This is a genomic window from Bradyrhizobium algeriense (assembly GCF_003062295.1).
Taxonomy (GTDB): Bacteria; Pseudomonadota; Alphaproteobacteria; order Rhizobiales; family Xanthobacteraceae; genus Bradyrhizobium; species Bradyrhizobium algeriense.
The window spans coordinates 53,889-68,731 of the sequence record NZ_PYCN01000008.1 but is presented as its reverse complement, the minus strand read 5'-3'; the positions used below and the strand labels follow the sequence as shown (position 1 = coordinate 68,731).

Here is a 14,843-nt window from a genome sequence, read left to right as displayed (position 1 = left end):
CGCCACTCGTTAGATCAGAGGCCGCAGGCGCGGTCCAAAGACATATGCCCGCGGGTTGCCGGGAAAATTTCCCAATCTGCGCGGCACCACCGGCTTGCAATTGGAACGAAATAGCGGTGCTGTTACCGTCATCGACAAGCCGTGGAGTGATCGCATGCGCCTCGTGCTTCAACTCGTCGCCCGCCTGCTCGTCGTCGTCGCCTTGTGTCTGGGGGCTGCGACCATCTGGGCCACCATCGACGCCTATCGCAGCGTCGATCGAGCCACGGCCTCATCCGCAGAACGGGTCTCCCAGGCGCTGGAAGCGCTGTACTGGCGCGAGTTGCTGTTGCGCAGCAACCGAACGCGCGAACATCTCATGCCGGTGTCCGACTGGCGCACCATCGAGACGATGAAGCTGATTTCGCCGGGAATTTGCGTCCGGTTCGAGCCGGTGGGCGCGTTCGAGAATCCGCTCTGCGGCCAGAGCAAGGGGATCGGCCAGCCGCCGCCGCTCTGGTTCGCCGCGGCCGTGCAGACCTTGTTTGGCACCCACGCGGCGGTGGCCCGGTCAATCAGCACGCGTAACGTTACCGCAGGCACCGTCTCGGCCATCGCCGATCCGGACGCCGCGATATCGCTGGCCTGGCAACACATCGTGGATAACATCCACGTCGCACTGCTGATGGCCCTGGCCATCGCCTTCTTCGCATCGCTCGCCATCGCGCATACGCTGGCGCCGGCGCAGCAGATTGTCGCGGCATTGCAACGCATGGCGCACGGACAATACCGGACATCGCTGCCGCGTTTCCGGTCGATGGAACTCGCCATGATCGGGCAAGCCGTCGGCGATCTCGGAGAGCGCCTCGCGCAGGCCACGGAAGAACGCGCCGTCCTGACCCGGCGCCTGCTTGAAATCCGCAACGACGAGCGGCGGGCGCTTGCCCGCGAGTTGCACGATGAGTTCGGACAGAACCTTTCTGCCATTCTCGCCTTCGCCAGCATCATCGAAGCGACCGGCGCGCGGGAACAGGCCAAGAGCAACGTCGCGAGCGATGTCGCGCAGGATGCGCGGATGATCTCGCAAGCCACCCACCGCATCATGGCCTGCCTGCGGGATACCTTGAATCGTTTGCGCCATCCACCCGCCGAGGAACTCGGACTGGAAGCCTGCCTCGTCAGCCTGGTCGACAGCTGGCGGTCACAGAATGCGACGCAGCCGATGATCCAGCTCGACCTGCAGGGCGACCTCGCCGACGTGCGCGGCACCGTTGCCGCGACCGCCTACCGCGTCGCCCAGGAATGCCTGACCAATTCGTTGCGCCACAGCGCCGCGCGCGAAATCGTGCTCCGGATCGAGCGGCGGACAGGGACGGAAAATGCGCTGCTGATCCGCGTCGAGGACGACGGCGGCGGGGATGCGGCCAAGGTGGCACAGTCCACAGGCTTCGGCCTGACCGGAATCCGTGAGAGAGTGACAGCGCTTGGCGGCTCGCTTTCGATCGCGCGCGCGCGGCGTGGCGTAAGCGTGGCCGCCACTATACCGCTCGCCGCTTGACGCCAGAGCATGATCGATCCTGATTCAACCAGACAGGCCAAGGGCATTTCGATCCTGCTGGTCGACGACCATCCTGTCGTCCGGCAGGGCTACCGGCGTGTATTGGAGCACCAAAGCGACTTCCGCGTGGTCGCCGAGGCCGACAACGCCGTCAACGCTTACCGTGCGTTCAAGACCCATGCCCCCGACATCGTGGTCATGGACATATCGATGCCCGGGGCCAGCGGCCTCGAGGCCATCCGGAACATCCGGTTGAGGCACTCCGGCTCACGCATCCTGGTCTTCAGCATGCATAGCGAGGCGGCGCTGGTGAAGGCCGCCTTCAGTGCCGGGGCGAGCGGCTATGTGACCAAGAGCAGCGAACCGGCCGCGCTCATCAAGGCGATCCGTGCCGTGGCGCGCGGCGAACACGCGATGAGCGACGACATCGCGCACGTCCTGGCGATGGAAAGCCTCTCCCCGTCAGGATCGGTGCTCGACCAGTTGGGAGAAAGGGAGATCGAGATCCTCAGGCAATTGGCTGCCGGCGCGACGGCGGAGCAGATCGCCTCCAACCTCAATCTCAGCATCAAGACCGTTCAAAACTATCACTATCTGATCAAGACCAAGACGGGCATGCGAACCGACGCGCAACTCGTCCGCCTGGCCGTCGAGTGCGGGCTGGCCAGCCTTTAGCAGCGGCCTGCCGGCGGGTCGGAGCCCGACAGTTTTCCCCCGGCCAGGCCCACACGGGTGGTTTCCCGGCACCCGATCTGCTAAAGCGCGGCGTAAAAACAATTCGGCCGGGATCCGCCTTGCGACCCCGCACACTGCCTGGAGTCCTTGATGATCCCCCGCTACACCCGCCCGGAAATGGCCTCCATCTGGGAGCCCCAGACCCGCTTCAAGATCTGGTTCGAGATCGAGGCGCATGCGGCTGATGCGCTGGCGGAAATCGGCACAATCCCCAAGGAAGCAGCCAAGACGATCTGGGCCAAGGCCAAAGATGCCACCTTCGACGTGGCGCGGATCGACGAGATCGAGCGCGAGACCAAGCACGACGTCATCGCCTTCCTGACCCATCTGGCCGAAATCGTCGGCCCCGAGGCCCGCTTCGTCCACCAGGGCATGACCTCTTCCGACGTGCTCGACACCTGCCTCAACGTGCAGCTCACCCGCGCCGCGGACCTGTTGATATCGGATATCGACAAGGTTCTGGCGGCGCTGAAGAAGCGTGCCTTCGAGCACAAGATGACCCCGACCATCGGGCGCTCCCACGGCATCCATGCCGAGCCGGTGACGTTCGGGCTCAAGCTCGCCTATGCCTACGCGGAATTTTCCCGCGCCCGCGAGCGCCTGGTCGCCGCCCGCAAGGAGGTCGCCACCTGCGCAATTTCAGGCGCCGTCGGCACTTTTGCCCAGATCGACCCGCGCGTCGAAGAACATGTTGCGAAAGCAATGGGGCTGGTGCCCGAGCCGATCTCGACCCAGGTAATCCCGCGCGACCGCCACGCGATGTATTTTGCGACGCTCGGCGTGATCGCCTCCTCGGTCGAGCGGCTCTCGATCGAAATCCGCCATCTGCAGCGCACCGAGGTGCTGGAAGCCGAGGAGTTCTTCTCCGAGGGCCAGAAGGGTTCGTCGGCGATGCCGCACAAGCGCAACCCGGTGCTGTCGGAAAACCTCACCGGGCTCTCCCGCATGGTGCGCGCCTATGCGATGCCGGCGATGGAAAACGTAGCGCTTTGGCACGAGCGCGATATCTCGCACTCCTCGGCCGAACGCATGATCGGGCCGGACGCCACCGTGACGCTCGACTTCGCGCTGATGCGCCTCGCCGGGCTGATCGAGAAGCTCTTGATCTATCCCGCCAACATGCAGAAGAACCTCGACCGCCTCGGGGGGCTGGTGCATTCGCAACGGCTGCTGATCGCGCTGACGCAAAAGGGCGCGAGCCGCGAGGACGCCTACAAATACGTCCAGCGCAACGCCATGCCGGTCTGGCGCGGTGAAGGCGATTTTCAGACACTGCTCAAGAAAGATCCTGACGTGACGAAGCATCTGAGCGATGCCGAGATCGAAGAGCAGTTCGACCTCGGCTATCACTTCAAGCACGTCGACACGATTTTCAAGCGCGTGTTCGGCGAGAGCTGATCGTTCCGCCGGCGCGAAGGGAAAAACGCCGTTGCAAGTTGGAGAATTTCCAACCGGTGCAACCGCTTGGCGGGACTTCCTTCGCACATCGGACGAGCCTGCCCGTGGGTTCCTTGAATTGTCCTCGGCGCCGGCCCAGCAGTTTACCGGCCTTGCCAAGCCGATTTAAATGGTTCCAAATTGTCCCATCCGCCGCCGACAACCTCCGTGGCCAGGCCGGCACCCCATAAAGCAACCCAACGGTAACCGCAGATCGGCTAAGGTCGCAGCGTGTCAGCCCCGCCCACCATCCTCGTCTTCGACTCCGGCCTTGGCGGCCTCACGGTCCTGCGCGAGATCGTCCGCGCCCGGCCCGACGCGCACTACGTCTATGTCGCCGACGATGCGTTCTTTCCCTATGGCCATCACGGCGAGGAAGAGATCATCGCCCGCGTGGTGCCGCTGGTCGGCGAGTTGATCGCGCGGCACTCCCCCGCTTTGGTGGCGATTGCCTGCAACACCGCTTCGACGCTCGTGATGTCGCATCTGCGCAGCGCCTATAGCGTGCCGTTCGTCGGCACCGTGCCTGCGATCAAGCCGGCCTGCGCCAGCTCGAGGACCAAACGCGTCTCGGTGCTCGGCACCAGGGGCACCGTCAAGCGTGAATACACCCGCCGCCTGATCGATGATTTCGCGCAAGGCTGCGAAGTGACGCTGGTGGGATCGGCGGAGCTCGCCTCGCTCGCCGAATCCGCCCTCAGCGGCAACGACGTCCGCGACGAGGATATCGCAGCCGAGCTTGCCCCCTGCTTTGTCGGAAATGGCGATGATCGCACCGACACCGTCGTGCTGGCCTGTACCCACTATCCGCTGCTGCTCGACCGCCTGACAAGGCTCGCGCCATGGCCGGTCGACTGGATCGATCCGGCACCCGCCATCGCCCGGCGCGTGTCCGACCTGCTCGGATCTCCAGGCCGGAAAAGCGATCAGGCCGGGGCCGAGATGATCTTCACCTCCCAGCGGCCACACAGGCTGAGCCAGGCACTGATGCCGTTTTTCGGCGGCCGCGTCCTGGCATAAAGGCGCCTGTGGGCGTGTATTCAAAAAAGAAGAGTCGAGAAGGCACCGCTGAAGCAGAGAAAGCACCGGCGATGGTCTCGATTATTGTCGCGGCATATCAAAAGTTCCTCCACACGAAACTGCAAGACCCACTGGTAGGCGACACCGGGCCACCTTTCCGGATGAGCCCCGCCGGACCGTGCCACTCAGGCAATCTATGCCGGATGCCATATTCAGGCTGGCTGCGACTCTTGGCAGAATTTCGCGCATGCGACTCGAGCAGACGATTACCCTTGGGCAAATGCGGCAGTCCGGCCCTCGCCGACTGCATGTGTTCTGCGGCGATTACAAGTGCTCGCATTCGGTTGTGATGGATGCTGACTGCTGGCCCGAGAGCCTGCGGCTGTCCGATCTGGAGACCCTATTCGTCTGCTCGGCTTGCGGCCATCGCGGCGCCGACGTGCGGCCGGATAAGCAGGGAGCAGAACGTCGGCTCGCCAGCGTCGACCGGTGAGAACATCTGCCGAGACCTGGGGTCTTGGTAGAACTACGCGGACAATTTAGGAACGAACTCTCACGCCAGCCTACTACGGCCGCCTCCGCTCCTTCTTCCCAGACACCCCAGCCCGGAGGCAGGTCTGCCAGCCCCGGTGTTTGAGCACCACCAGGAGGCCGCGGCTTGGCTGGCCAGCGTGAGCGGGCTTCGATAAGCTGCCTACGAACGGTCGCCGTCGGGTCTAGGCTTTGTCTCTCGGCCGGCCACAGCTCTCAGTTCCGTAGCAGGGTGCAGGCCCAGCGATGATAGCCACTTGCTTATGTGAGCACGGACCAACTTGATGAACTTGGTCGGAAACCCGCCCTACTGCTATCCATGTCGACTGACAGCTGTCCGGGGCGGCGCCGTGAAGAAGAGGCCGAAACGTGGGCGGCCTTAATCCTCCTCCAATCGGTGAAGCTGAGCCAGTAACTCTGCCTCTAATTCCCGAAGGTGAGTTGCCGTTGGTTCACCAACGTACTGTTTGGCAAGCTGTTTACAGCGCGCCAACTTTTCATGGACTGCCAATTCTTCCCGCTCGCGATCCATAAACATAAGAATACGGACAAAGCGAGAAATGTTCAATACCGGTGCACTGTGACCAAGCTTGCCAGATGCAACTGCGACATGCACAATCAGTCATATTCGCGTCTAGTTCAATCAAGTTAGAACTCGGGCTTGCGGTGAGATACAAAAAAGGTTCATTCTGAACGCACAATATTTGAGAGTTCTAAGTGGATTGGACGCATCTCGCGGCGCACCAAGACGCAAACTGATGGCAGCTTTTTCGCCTTCCCTTTGCGGAATGAGTTTTCCGGTTCGGAGATTGCGGCGGGTAGCCCGGGCTGCCGGCGCCAGACAATTTAGACTTGGCGTTGGGGTAGCAAGAGGATTAAGGCACCGCGCTGGGCAGGCGAGGCCAAGCCTATGTTAGATGTGTCCCTGGACCAAGAAACATTCACACGCTGCATCCGGCTGGTGATCGCAGATCGACAACCAATCGTTCTGCAGGGATTGATGTCGGTATTCGCGGCACAGGACGACTTCGAGATTGTTGCGTCGTGTAGCCGCGGAACAAGCTGCCTCGATGCAATTCGGAATTTGGCACCCGACGTTGCGCTCGTTGCTAACACGTTGCCTGACCTGACGGTATCCGAGATCCTCGCCATTGCGAAAGCCGAGAATCTTCCCACTCGGCTGGTGTTCTTTGCCGAACCCGGAGACGACGATCTCACCGCGGCAATCGCGGCCGGCGCTTGCAGTGCAATTTCGAGCTACGCAAACCCCGACACCATTCTGCGTTCCCTGAGGCTGATGACGGAGCGCACCAGTGCGCGACCGAAACCGTCCCCAGACCTCGCGCCAAACGGGAAGGAAGTAGACGGCGCCAAAATCGAAAAAATGCTGAGGGTGCTCACGCCCCGCGAGCGCGAAATCATACGACTGGTGGCCGAAGGTTTGTCGAACAAGGAGATTGCGCGCCAGCTGAACGTTTCCCCAGGCACAGTCAAAGTACACCTCTACAACGTATTTCAGAAACTTGAGGTCAGTAATAGGACCGTGCTCGCCACGATCGCGTTGTTACAACGATCCACCGGCTTCGGCACGCTCTCGCTTGCCGCCTTGGCGTTCGCAATTTCGAGCGACCTCAAGGCGTCGGACGCGAACGCCTTCCTGGATGAGGACAGCACCGCCGACAAGGATCTTGAGCACTCCGTATTTGAGCTCTGGAAGAAAGCGATCCTCCGGCACGTCATCGTTGCAGATCCCGGCGAGACGGTCGCGCTCACCCAGAGAGACTCCCCGATTAAGGTGAACCAAGTCACGCACTCGGCAGCGAGAATGGAAGAGCTGCACGCGGCTGAGCAAGCCGCCCTCTCCAACTTCGGGAGAGGTTACGGCCCGATAGGATCCGGCACGCCCTGTCTTTTCATTTCGCCGCTGCTGCAAGCGATTAACCAGACCGGCAGCCCCACGGCGCAGCAGCAGTTCCCGCCGCTGGAGTTTGCCTCGAATTCGATAAAGAGTCGTGGAGGCCATGGCGCCTTCAGCATGACGGCCGCCGGCGTGGGGATCTACACGCTCAACAACTCCCATGCCGCAGTGCAGGTGCTCGACCCGGGCGAAACGCTGGTCGACACATCCACGGTCGCCACCATGGATGGCACCACACAAGTGGCGACGATCACCATTCATGGCGCCGGCCATGTAGACCCCAACGATGTCGACAACCTGGCTTCGGGACCAGTTGTCCACGATTCCAGTCTGCCGCTCGCGTTTGGACAGGACAGCGTCACAGGAGAAGGTAACGCGGGCCAAATAATCCATGGCGTCGCCGATGACGAGACCCTCAATGGCACCGGCTTAGTGGATGTTATCTACGGAGGCTCGGGGAACGATACGATTAGGGGTACCGATGGAGACGACACGATCTATGGAGGATCCGGCAGCGACACCATCAACGGCAACGATACCATCATCGGCGGAGATGACGGTGACCGGCTGACGGGCAGCAAGGACGATGACATCTTTGTCTATCTTTCAGCGATCGATTCCAACTCTACCCGGTTCGACACCATCATCGATTTCACATCGGGGGAGGACAAGATCAACCTGGCGGCTTTCGGCGCGCTGGCGTTCCTGCACCTGACGTCAGCAAGCAAGTCCGTGCCGCCGCATACCCTCGCCTGGATCTACAACCCTGCGAGCAATGAAACGATCGTCTATGTGAATCCGACGGATCGCAGCCTTGATATCGGCGATCCGGCCCTGCTCGAAATCCATTTGCAGGGAGTTGTGTCCGTTGCCGAGCTGGATTTCGTCTACGAGCAGGAAGCGGCGGCTGTCGCGGCGGCTTTGGAAGGAATCGATCCTGCGCTGCTGGCGGCGGCTGCGAGCGATGGGACCGTTGTCACGGCGGATACCGCCCTGGCTACCATTGAAGCGGATGCGAGCGAGAGCGCGCTCGTAACGGCTGGTATCTGGACCATGCCTGCCGACGACGGCTTGAGGTTCCATTTCGGGCGAGATCGGGTCGGTTCCAACGTTTCGAGCAGGATCACCAATTTTGGCGACGATCCAACCTATGCAACCGAGGAGAGCGACGATCGTGCGGTTACTGTGCCGGTGCACGTATCAATAATCGAGCTTGCTCCTAGCCAAGCGACGGTCCTGACCGAGGAAAACTTCACTTTCAAGAACGAGCCGGTTCACGCGAACACGGGGGCTATGGCAACCGGGAATGGCAAGGCGCCCGCGACCGCCGGGTTTGAAATTCTCGAGCTTGGGATACAAAGCGCCGCCCCGGTCGCAGTCGCCGGCCCGGTCGAACCTGGCGTCGCACCGGGCAATAGTGGCGGCCATGGCAACTCGCCGCCCCCTTCGCACCCGGCCTCTGCAAAGACATTGGCGGCCGGCGAACTAACCGAGCCGGGCGTCACATCGGGCAACGGCGTCGGCCACAACAACGCGCACTCTTCACACCCGGCCTCTGCAAAGGCACTGGCGGCCGGCGAACTAACCGAACCAGGTGTCACATCGGGCAACGGCGTCGGCCACAACAACGCGCACTCTTCACACCCGGCATCCGCAAGCACTGTGGAAGCGGCCGAGCCGGTCGAACCTGGCGTCGCACCGGGTAATAGTGGCGGCCATGGCAACTCGCCGCACCATTCACACTCGGCCTCTGAAAAGGCACTGGCGGCCGGCGAACTAACCGAACCAGGCGTCACATCGGGCAACGGCGTCGGCCACAACAACGCGCACTCTTCACACCCGATATCCGCAAGCACTATGGACGCGGCCGAGCCGGTCGAACCTGACGTCGCACCGGGTAATAGTGGCGGCCATGGCAACCCGCCGCACCATTCACACTCGGCCTCTGCAAAGGCACTGGCGGCCGGCGAACTAAACGAACCAGGCGTCACATCGGGCAACGGCGTCGGCCACAACAATTCGCACTCTTCACACCCGATATCCGCAAGCACTATGGAAGCGGCCGAACCGGTCGAACCTGACGTCGCACCGGGTAATAGTGGTGGCGGCCATGGCAACCCGCCGCACCCGTCACACTCGGCCTCTGCAAAGGCATCGGCGGCCGGCGAACTAAACGAACCAGGCGTCACATCGGGCAACGGCGTCGGCCACAACAACGCGCACTCTTCACACCCGATATCCGCAAGCACTATGGACGCGGCCGAGCCGGTCGAACCTGACGTCGCACCGGGTAATAGTGGTGGCGGCCATGGCAACCCGCCGCACCCTTCACACTCGGCCTCTGCAAAGGCACTGGCGGCCGGCGAACTAACCGAGCCGGGCGTCACATCGGGCAACGGCGTCGGCCACAACAACGCGCACTCTTCACACCCGGCATCCGCAAGCACTATGGACGCGGCCGAGCCGGTCGAACCTGACGTCGCACCGGGTAATAGTGGCGGCGGCCATGGCAACCCGCCGCACCCGTCACACTCGGCCTCTGCAAAGGCATCGGCGGCCGGCGAACTAACCGAGCCGGGCGTCACATCGGGCAACGGCGTCGGCCACAACAACGCGCACTCTTCACACCCGATATCCGCAAGCACTATGGACGCGGCCGAGCCGGTCGAACCTGACGTCGCACCGGGTAATAGTGGCGGCCATGGCAACCCGCCGCACCATTCACACTCGGCCTCTGCAAAGGCATCGGCGGCCGGCGAACTAAACGAACCAGGCGTCACATCGGGCAACGGCGTCGGCCACAACAATTCGCACTCTTCACACCCGATATCCGCAAGCATTATGGAAGCGGCCGAGCCGGTCGAACCTGACGTCGCATCGGGTAATAGTGGCAGCGGCCATGGCAACCCGCCGCACCCTTCACATTCGGCCTCTGCAAAGGCATCAACGGCCACCCCCCAGCCGGCCGAACCCGCGTTCGGGACCAGCGGCGCTGGCCACGAATCGACATTCCACTTCAAAGATCAGGCTCCCCCTTCCACCCCCACCGCGCCCGTTGAGCTAGAAGAGCTTAACGATACGCCCGTTCTTCACGGCGCCAAGCTGGCGGCAATCCTTGAGATGGGCTCAGCCGCTATGGAGGAACACGCGACCAGTCACGACAATAACGGTCAGCACCATTCCATAGCACATTCGCCCCACGAACTGCTCACGTGAAAAATGTTGGCAGCGGAGTCCCCTACGATCGCAGCGAGCTGCCCTAGGCGGCTTGGTTCCCACGGAGGCTGACGGCCCCGCCTAATCCTGCTTGTTCTAAGATTCGCTTGGTCCAGCGGCCCGCACAACGTCTACGGCTTCTTACCACGTCTCCGAACTCCGTCGTCGGACCGACCCATCCCAAAGCGATGCCAGTCGTACTGGTGACCGATATGAGGAGCGAAATGTTTGGATGCGTGCCCGTGGAATGAGGCCGAGGCGCTGCAGCGGCCGCTGCCCGACGATGCGCTCAAAATCGTGATGCGCGGACGAAGGCGCGGCTCGGCTACAGCAGAACCGTGCCGACGCCTGAAGCAGGATGCAATTTCCTAGGTAGTCCCGAGGCCGGCCTTGGCGCATTGCTCGTCCTGGTCGCCGGTGACGCCGCTCACTCCCACGCCGCCAGTGACTTTGCCGTCGACCATGATCGGCAATCCGCCCGGCGAGGCGAAGACACCGGGAAGCGTGGCCGTGGCCGGCGCGCCTTTGTTGATCGCCTCCATGAAAACGCGTGTCGGGCGCCGATAGGTCGCCGCGGACCTCGCCTTACCGATGGCGATGTCCATGCTGCCCGTCTGCGTGTTGTCCATGCGTTCGAAATACACCAGGAATCCGTGATTATCGACCACAGCGACCGCCACATTCCATCCGTTCTTCTGGCATTCGGCGACGACGCCGGCTGCGATCTTCTTCGCGCCCGCGGCATTGACTGCGGTGCCGTAATCGGGGCGCTTGTCCTGAGCAGATGCGCCGACGGTAAGGGCGGCAAGTGCGGCAGCGACCAGTATTGTCCTCATCTACGTCTCCTCCCCTAGGTTTATTGTGCAGGGATTATACCGGGACGAAACGCCGATGTGCGGTCAATGATGTCGCAAGCCCTGTGGTTAGGGCCGGCCAAGCGATCGACATGCGGGCACGCCTAGCCCAATTGCCGGCCTGGTCGGCATAAAGCCGACCCGGCATTGCAAGCTTTCTACCGCCCAGCGGTGACAAGCTGATAGGCGCCGCGCTCGAACGCGTCGTAGGTGGCCAGCGCCTTGGCGTCGGCGAATGGCAGGTACTGCATCATGATCACGCCGGCGATGCCGCGCGCGGGATCGATCCAGAAGAACGTATTGTTGATGCCGCCCCAGCTCAGGCTGCCGGGAGCGCGCTTGCCGGCTGCCTGATCGGCCGTGATGAGGAAGCCCAGCCCCCACTTGTCTCGACCGTCAGCGATGAAGGTGAAATCGGCGCTCCGCGGCAGCGCGCTTTTGAGTGCGGGGACCGAGACCGCGCCGATGTGGTTCTGGCCCATCAGCGCCACCGTCTCGGCCTTGAGCACACGCGCCCCGTCAAGCGCGCCGCCGTTGAGCAGCATCCGCACGAAGCGCCCGTAGTCATCAGCGGTCGATGCGAGGCCGCCGCCACCGATCGGCGCCGCGATGGTGAGCCCGAGCTGCGGCTTTTGCAATTCTATAGCGCCGTCCATGCGCTGGCCGGCGCGCTGCTGTTGAGCAACGAGGCGTGCCCCCTTTGCCTCCGGCACGTTGTAGGACGTGTCATCCATCTTGAGCAGGGCAAAGATGTGCTGGCGGAAATAATCCTCGAGCTTCTGGCCGGACACCACCTCGACCAGTCTGCCGACGACATCAGTGCTGGTGCTGTAGTGCCAGCGCTCGCCCGGATCGAACAGCAGCGGTCCGCCGAACGGATATTTTTCGCCGTCGCGCGGCTTGAAATCGCGCCAGATCGGGCTGGTGAACGGATAAGCCAATCCGGACGTGTGCGTCAGGAAGTGTTTGACGGTCGCCGGTCTTGACGCCGGGCGGAGCACGTAGGCTCCGGTAGTGGCGTCGAACGATTCAAAGACTTTCAGTCCCGCAAGCTCAGGCAGGTATTTCTCGGCCGGGTCATCGAGACCGAGGCGGCCCTGCTCGACGAGTTGCATCAATGCCACCGAAGTGACCGGCTTAGTCATCGAGGCGATACGAAATAGCGCGTCGGCCGTGAGCGGCCGCCCGGTCACGACATCGGCTACGCCGAATGCGCCCTGATAAAGCACCCGTTCGCGATCAGTGACCAGCGCGACCACGCCCGGGACGTCCTTGCGCTCGACCGCGCCGCGCAGGCTTGTGTCGAGAGCGACACTTGCTGGTGAATTTTGTGCACTCGCGGTGCCGGCCAACGCAGCAATTCCAACGCCCATCATGAAGACAATTCCCGCAGCCTTTCGATTCATGGAAGCCTCCCTGTTGCGCAAGAAGCCCGGGTATCCCGCGCTCCTCTCCCGAGGCTATTTTTTGTTCGATGACGGCGAAGGACATGGCGCCGCCTCGGCCTCTCGCCTGCCGACATTAGCACTCGCTATTCGTCGAGTCCCGAACTCCCTCGCCCACGGGTTGCGCAGGCGAGATGCCACGGCGGGCAGGTGTGTGGGCACTAGCCCAATTGCCGGCCTGCCATCCGTCCGATTTCGGCGAAGACGGATTCGAATTGCCGCGGGGTCGGCGAACCGCCCTGCGTATAGGCGCAAACCAGCACCGGGCCGCCGGCCGCGGGCCAGGCGATCGCAATGTCGCCGGAGGCGTCCTTGCCGTTGTTGCCGGTCTTGTCGCCGATCTTCCATTCCTTGGGCAGGCCGCCACGCAAGCGATTGTTGCCGGTCTTGCAGCCCACAAGCCATTCCGTGAGATGTTCACGTGAGCCCATAGACAGCACATCGCCAAGCAAAAAGCGGCGCAGATTTCCGGCCATCGCGGCGGGCGTGGTGGTGTCGTGGGGATCGCCGGGCGGCGAGCGGTTCAGCTCCGGCTCGGAGTGATCCAGCCGCGAGACCGTATCGCCCGTCGCGCGCCAGAACGCGGTCAGCGCGGCCGGGCCGCCGGACCGCGCCAGCAACAGATTGGCGCAGGTATTGTCGCTGAGCTCGACGATGGCCTTGCACATGTCCGAGACCGACATGGCGCCCGCGGCAAGGTTCGCTTTGGCAACCGGCGCATAGTCGAGAAGATCGGCCGCGCCATAGGCGACCATGTCCTCAACACGGTCCTCGCCGCGGTCGACCCGTGCCAGCACGAAGGCGGCCAGCGAGGCCTTGACGAAACGCTCCTCGGCGCGCCAGACGATCTTCGCGCCGCTTGCGAGATTTTCGGCGTAAAGGCCGATCCGTCCACCGGTTTCGCGCTCATACGCTGCAAGCACCAGCGGCGCCTCCTCCGCGAGCGCCGGCGAGAGCACGAAGCCAGATGCCGCGGCCAGGAATGTACGTCGATTGATCGTCATGAAAGCATCCTTTGCACCAAATCCTCGCGTTGCGTTGCTTGCCGCTTGCGCCGGAATCATGGCGAGCCAAATGCGATGCGTTAAAAACAATGTGGCTCGATAGGCCACGGATTTATCCTTATGATGCCAGCCACCCATTTTTGAATCGGCCGTTTGATTTAAGGAGTTTCCACCTTGACCTCTGCAAAACCTGCGCCGCTCAACCGCCTGCGCCAGCTATGGCGGGAGGGACGCCCGACCTTCGGCGCGATCGCGACCATTCCCTCGATCCAGACGGTGCAGATCATGGCGCGCTCCGGGATCGACTGGATCATCGTCGATCTCGAGCATGGGCCGATCGATCTCGGTTCGGCGCATGCGATGATCACGGCCACCTCGGGTACGCCCTGCGTGCCGATGGTGCGGATCGCCGCCAACGAGCCCTGGCTTGCGAAAGCGCCGATGGACCTCGGCGCGCTCGGCATCAATTTTCCGATGATCTGCAGCCGCGCGGATGCCGAAAAGGCCGTGCGGAGCGTGCGCTACCCGCCAAAGGGCGACCGGCTGTGGGGCCCGTTCCACGCGCCGTTCCGCTGGGGCGTATCGATGGCGGATTATATGGCGACCGCTGATGACGACATGATCTGCGTGATCACCATCGAGCATGTCGAGGCGGTCGAGCGCATCGACGAGATCATGGCGACACCAGGCATCGACCTCGCGGTGATCGGGCCCGGCGACCTCGCCACATCGATCGACAAGCGCGGCCTGCCCGACGATCCCGAGGTGCTGGCGCTGATGGCGCGCGCCGAGGCCGGCATCCTGAGGAGCGGCGTGCCGATCGGCGGCGTCGCCCGCACCGCCGAGCGGGCCAACCGGATGATCGAACGCGGCTATGTCGCGCTGGCGCTGGGCTTCGACTGGTCGCTGTTCCAGCGCGGCATCGCGGCGAGCTTTGACGGGATCAAGCGATAGGTGCCGAGACGGCGGCAAACCCTTCAAAGTCCTTGGGGTTTACATCGCCCTCGGAGGGCCCGGCCGCCGGCCATCCGGGCGAATCCGGATACGAACCTTCTGGCGTCAAAACGCCTTGTTCGTGCTAGATGAGGTGCTGGCAGGCAGCCTAGGCGGCCTGCCAGTCTTCTGATTGATCTATTGCGGAAACCC

Annotated in this window: 10 protein-coding genes and 1 pseudogene; 8 read left to right on the top strand and 3 right to left on the bottom strand. The window is 62.9% G+C overall.

What is annotated here, in order from left to right; translation table 11 throughout:
* The first annotated feature begins 154 nt into the window (after positions 1–154).
* The 7 genes and pseudogenes from C7G61_RS17610 to C7G61_RS47440 form a co-directional block, all read left to right on the top strand.
* The gene (locus tag C7G61_RS17610; RefSeq protein ID WP_108516476.1) at positions 155–1,537 is read left to right on the top strand and encodes a sensor histidine kinase; all 1,383 of its coding nucleotides are present in this window, start codon (positions 155–157) and stop codon (positions 1,535–1,537) included.
* Between the two features lie 9 nt (positions 1,538–1,546).
* Positions 1,547–2,212 (top strand): response regulator, encoded by a 666-nt coding sequence (locus C7G61_RS17605; RefSeq protein ID WP_108516473.1) that lies wholly within the window; start codon positions 1,547–1,549, stop codon positions 2,210–2,212.
* Positions 2,213–2,362: 150 nt separating this feature from the next.
* Positions 2,363–3,670: an adenylosuccinate lyase gene (purB, locus tag C7G61_RS17600; protein WP_108516470.1), complete on the top strand. Its 1,308-nt coding sequence runs from the start codon at positions 2,363–2,365 to the stop codon at positions 3,668–3,670.
* Between the two features lie 270 nt (positions 3,671–3,940).
* A complete protein-coding gene (murI, locus tag C7G61_RS17595; RefSeq protein WP_108516468.1) occupies positions 3,941–4,729 on the top strand; it encodes a glutamate racemase in 789 nt (262 codons plus the stop codon).
* Positions 4,730–4,976: 247 nt separating this feature from the next.
* Entirely contained in the window at positions 4,977–5,222 is a 246-nt protein-coding gene (locus C7G61_RS17590; protein ID WP_108516910.1) for a hypothetical protein, read from the top strand.
* Between the two features lie 948 nt (positions 5,223–6,170).
* Complete coding sequence (locus C7G61_RS17585) at positions 6,171–10,394, top strand: LuxR C-terminal-related transcriptional regulator (protein WP_108516465.1); 4,224 nt, start codon at positions 6,171–6,173, stop codon at positions 10,392–10,394.
* A 117-nt stretch (positions 10,395–10,511) separates the two neighbouring features.
* A pseudogene (locus tag C7G61_RS47440) lies at positions 10,512–10,766 on the top strand (hypothetical protein); the annotation flags it as partial.
* On the opposite strand, the gene C7G61_RS17575 reads toward C7G61_RS47440, so the two are convergent.
* The 3 genes from C7G61_RS17575 to bla form a co-directional block, all read right to left on the bottom strand.
* Complete coding sequence (locus C7G61_RS17575) at positions 10,763–11,230, bottom strand: GlcG/HbpS family heme-binding protein (RefSeq protein WP_108516463.1); 468 nt, start codon at positions 11,228–11,230, stop codon at positions 10,763–10,765. The pseudogene C7G61_RS47440 and the gene C7G61_RS17575 sit on opposite strands and share 4 nt — an antisense overlap.
* A gap of 176 nt (positions 11,231–11,406) precedes the next feature.
* Positions 11,407–12,654, bottom strand: a complete 1,248-nt coding sequence (locus C7G61_RS17570; RefSeq protein ID WP_108516461.1) for a serine hydrolase domain-containing protein — start codon at positions 12,652–12,654, stop codon at positions 11,407–11,409.
* A 200-nt stretch (positions 12,655–12,854) separates the two neighbouring features.
* The gene (gene bla, locus C7G61_RS17565) at positions 12,855–13,697 is read right to left on the bottom strand and encodes a class A beta-lactamase (RefSeq protein ID WP_108516908.1); all 843 of its coding nucleotides are present in this window, start codon (positions 13,695–13,697) and stop codon (positions 12,855–12,857) included.
* A gap of 174 nt (positions 13,698–13,871) precedes the next feature.
* On the opposite strand from bla, the gene C7G61_RS17560 reads away from it, so the two are divergent.
* On the top strand, positions 13,872–14,651 hold the full coding sequence (locus C7G61_RS17560; protein ID WP_108516458.1) for an HpcH/HpaI aldolase family protein: 780 nt from the start codon (positions 13,872–13,874) through the stop codon (positions 14,649–14,651).
* Positions 14,652–14,843: the final 192 nt, after the last annotated feature.

Coding starts and splice junctions, on each gene's coding strand:
- C7G61_RS17610 (WP_108516476.1), top strand. CDS start 155: ATGCGCCTCGTGCTTCAACTCGTCGCCCGCCTGCTCGTCGTCGTCGCC.
- C7G61_RS17605 (WP_108516473.1), top strand. CDS start 1,547: ATGATCGATCCTGATTCAACCAGACAGGCCAAGGGCATTTCGATCCTG.
- purB (WP_108516470.1), top strand. CDS start 2,363: ATGATCCCCCGCTACACCCGCCCGGAAATGGCCTCCATCTGGGAGCCC.
- C7G61_RS17590 (WP_108516910.1), top strand. CDS start 4,977: ATGCGACTCGAGCAGACGATTACCCTTGGGCAAATGCGGCAGTCCGGC.
- C7G61_RS17585 (WP_108516465.1), top strand. CDS start 6,171: ATGTTAGATGTGTCCCTGGACCAAGAAACATTCACACGCTGCATCCGG.
- C7G61_RS17575 (WP_108516463.1), bottom strand. CDS start 11,230: ATGAGGACAATACTGGTCGCTGCCGCACTTGCCGCCCTTACCGTCGGC.
- C7G61_RS17570 (WP_108516461.1), bottom strand. CDS start 12,654: ATGAATCGAAAGGCTGCGGGAATTGTCTTCATGATGGGCGTTGGAATT.
- bla (WP_108516908.1), bottom strand. CDS start 13,697: ATGACGATCAATCGACGTACATTCCTGGCCGCGGCATCTGGCTTCGTG.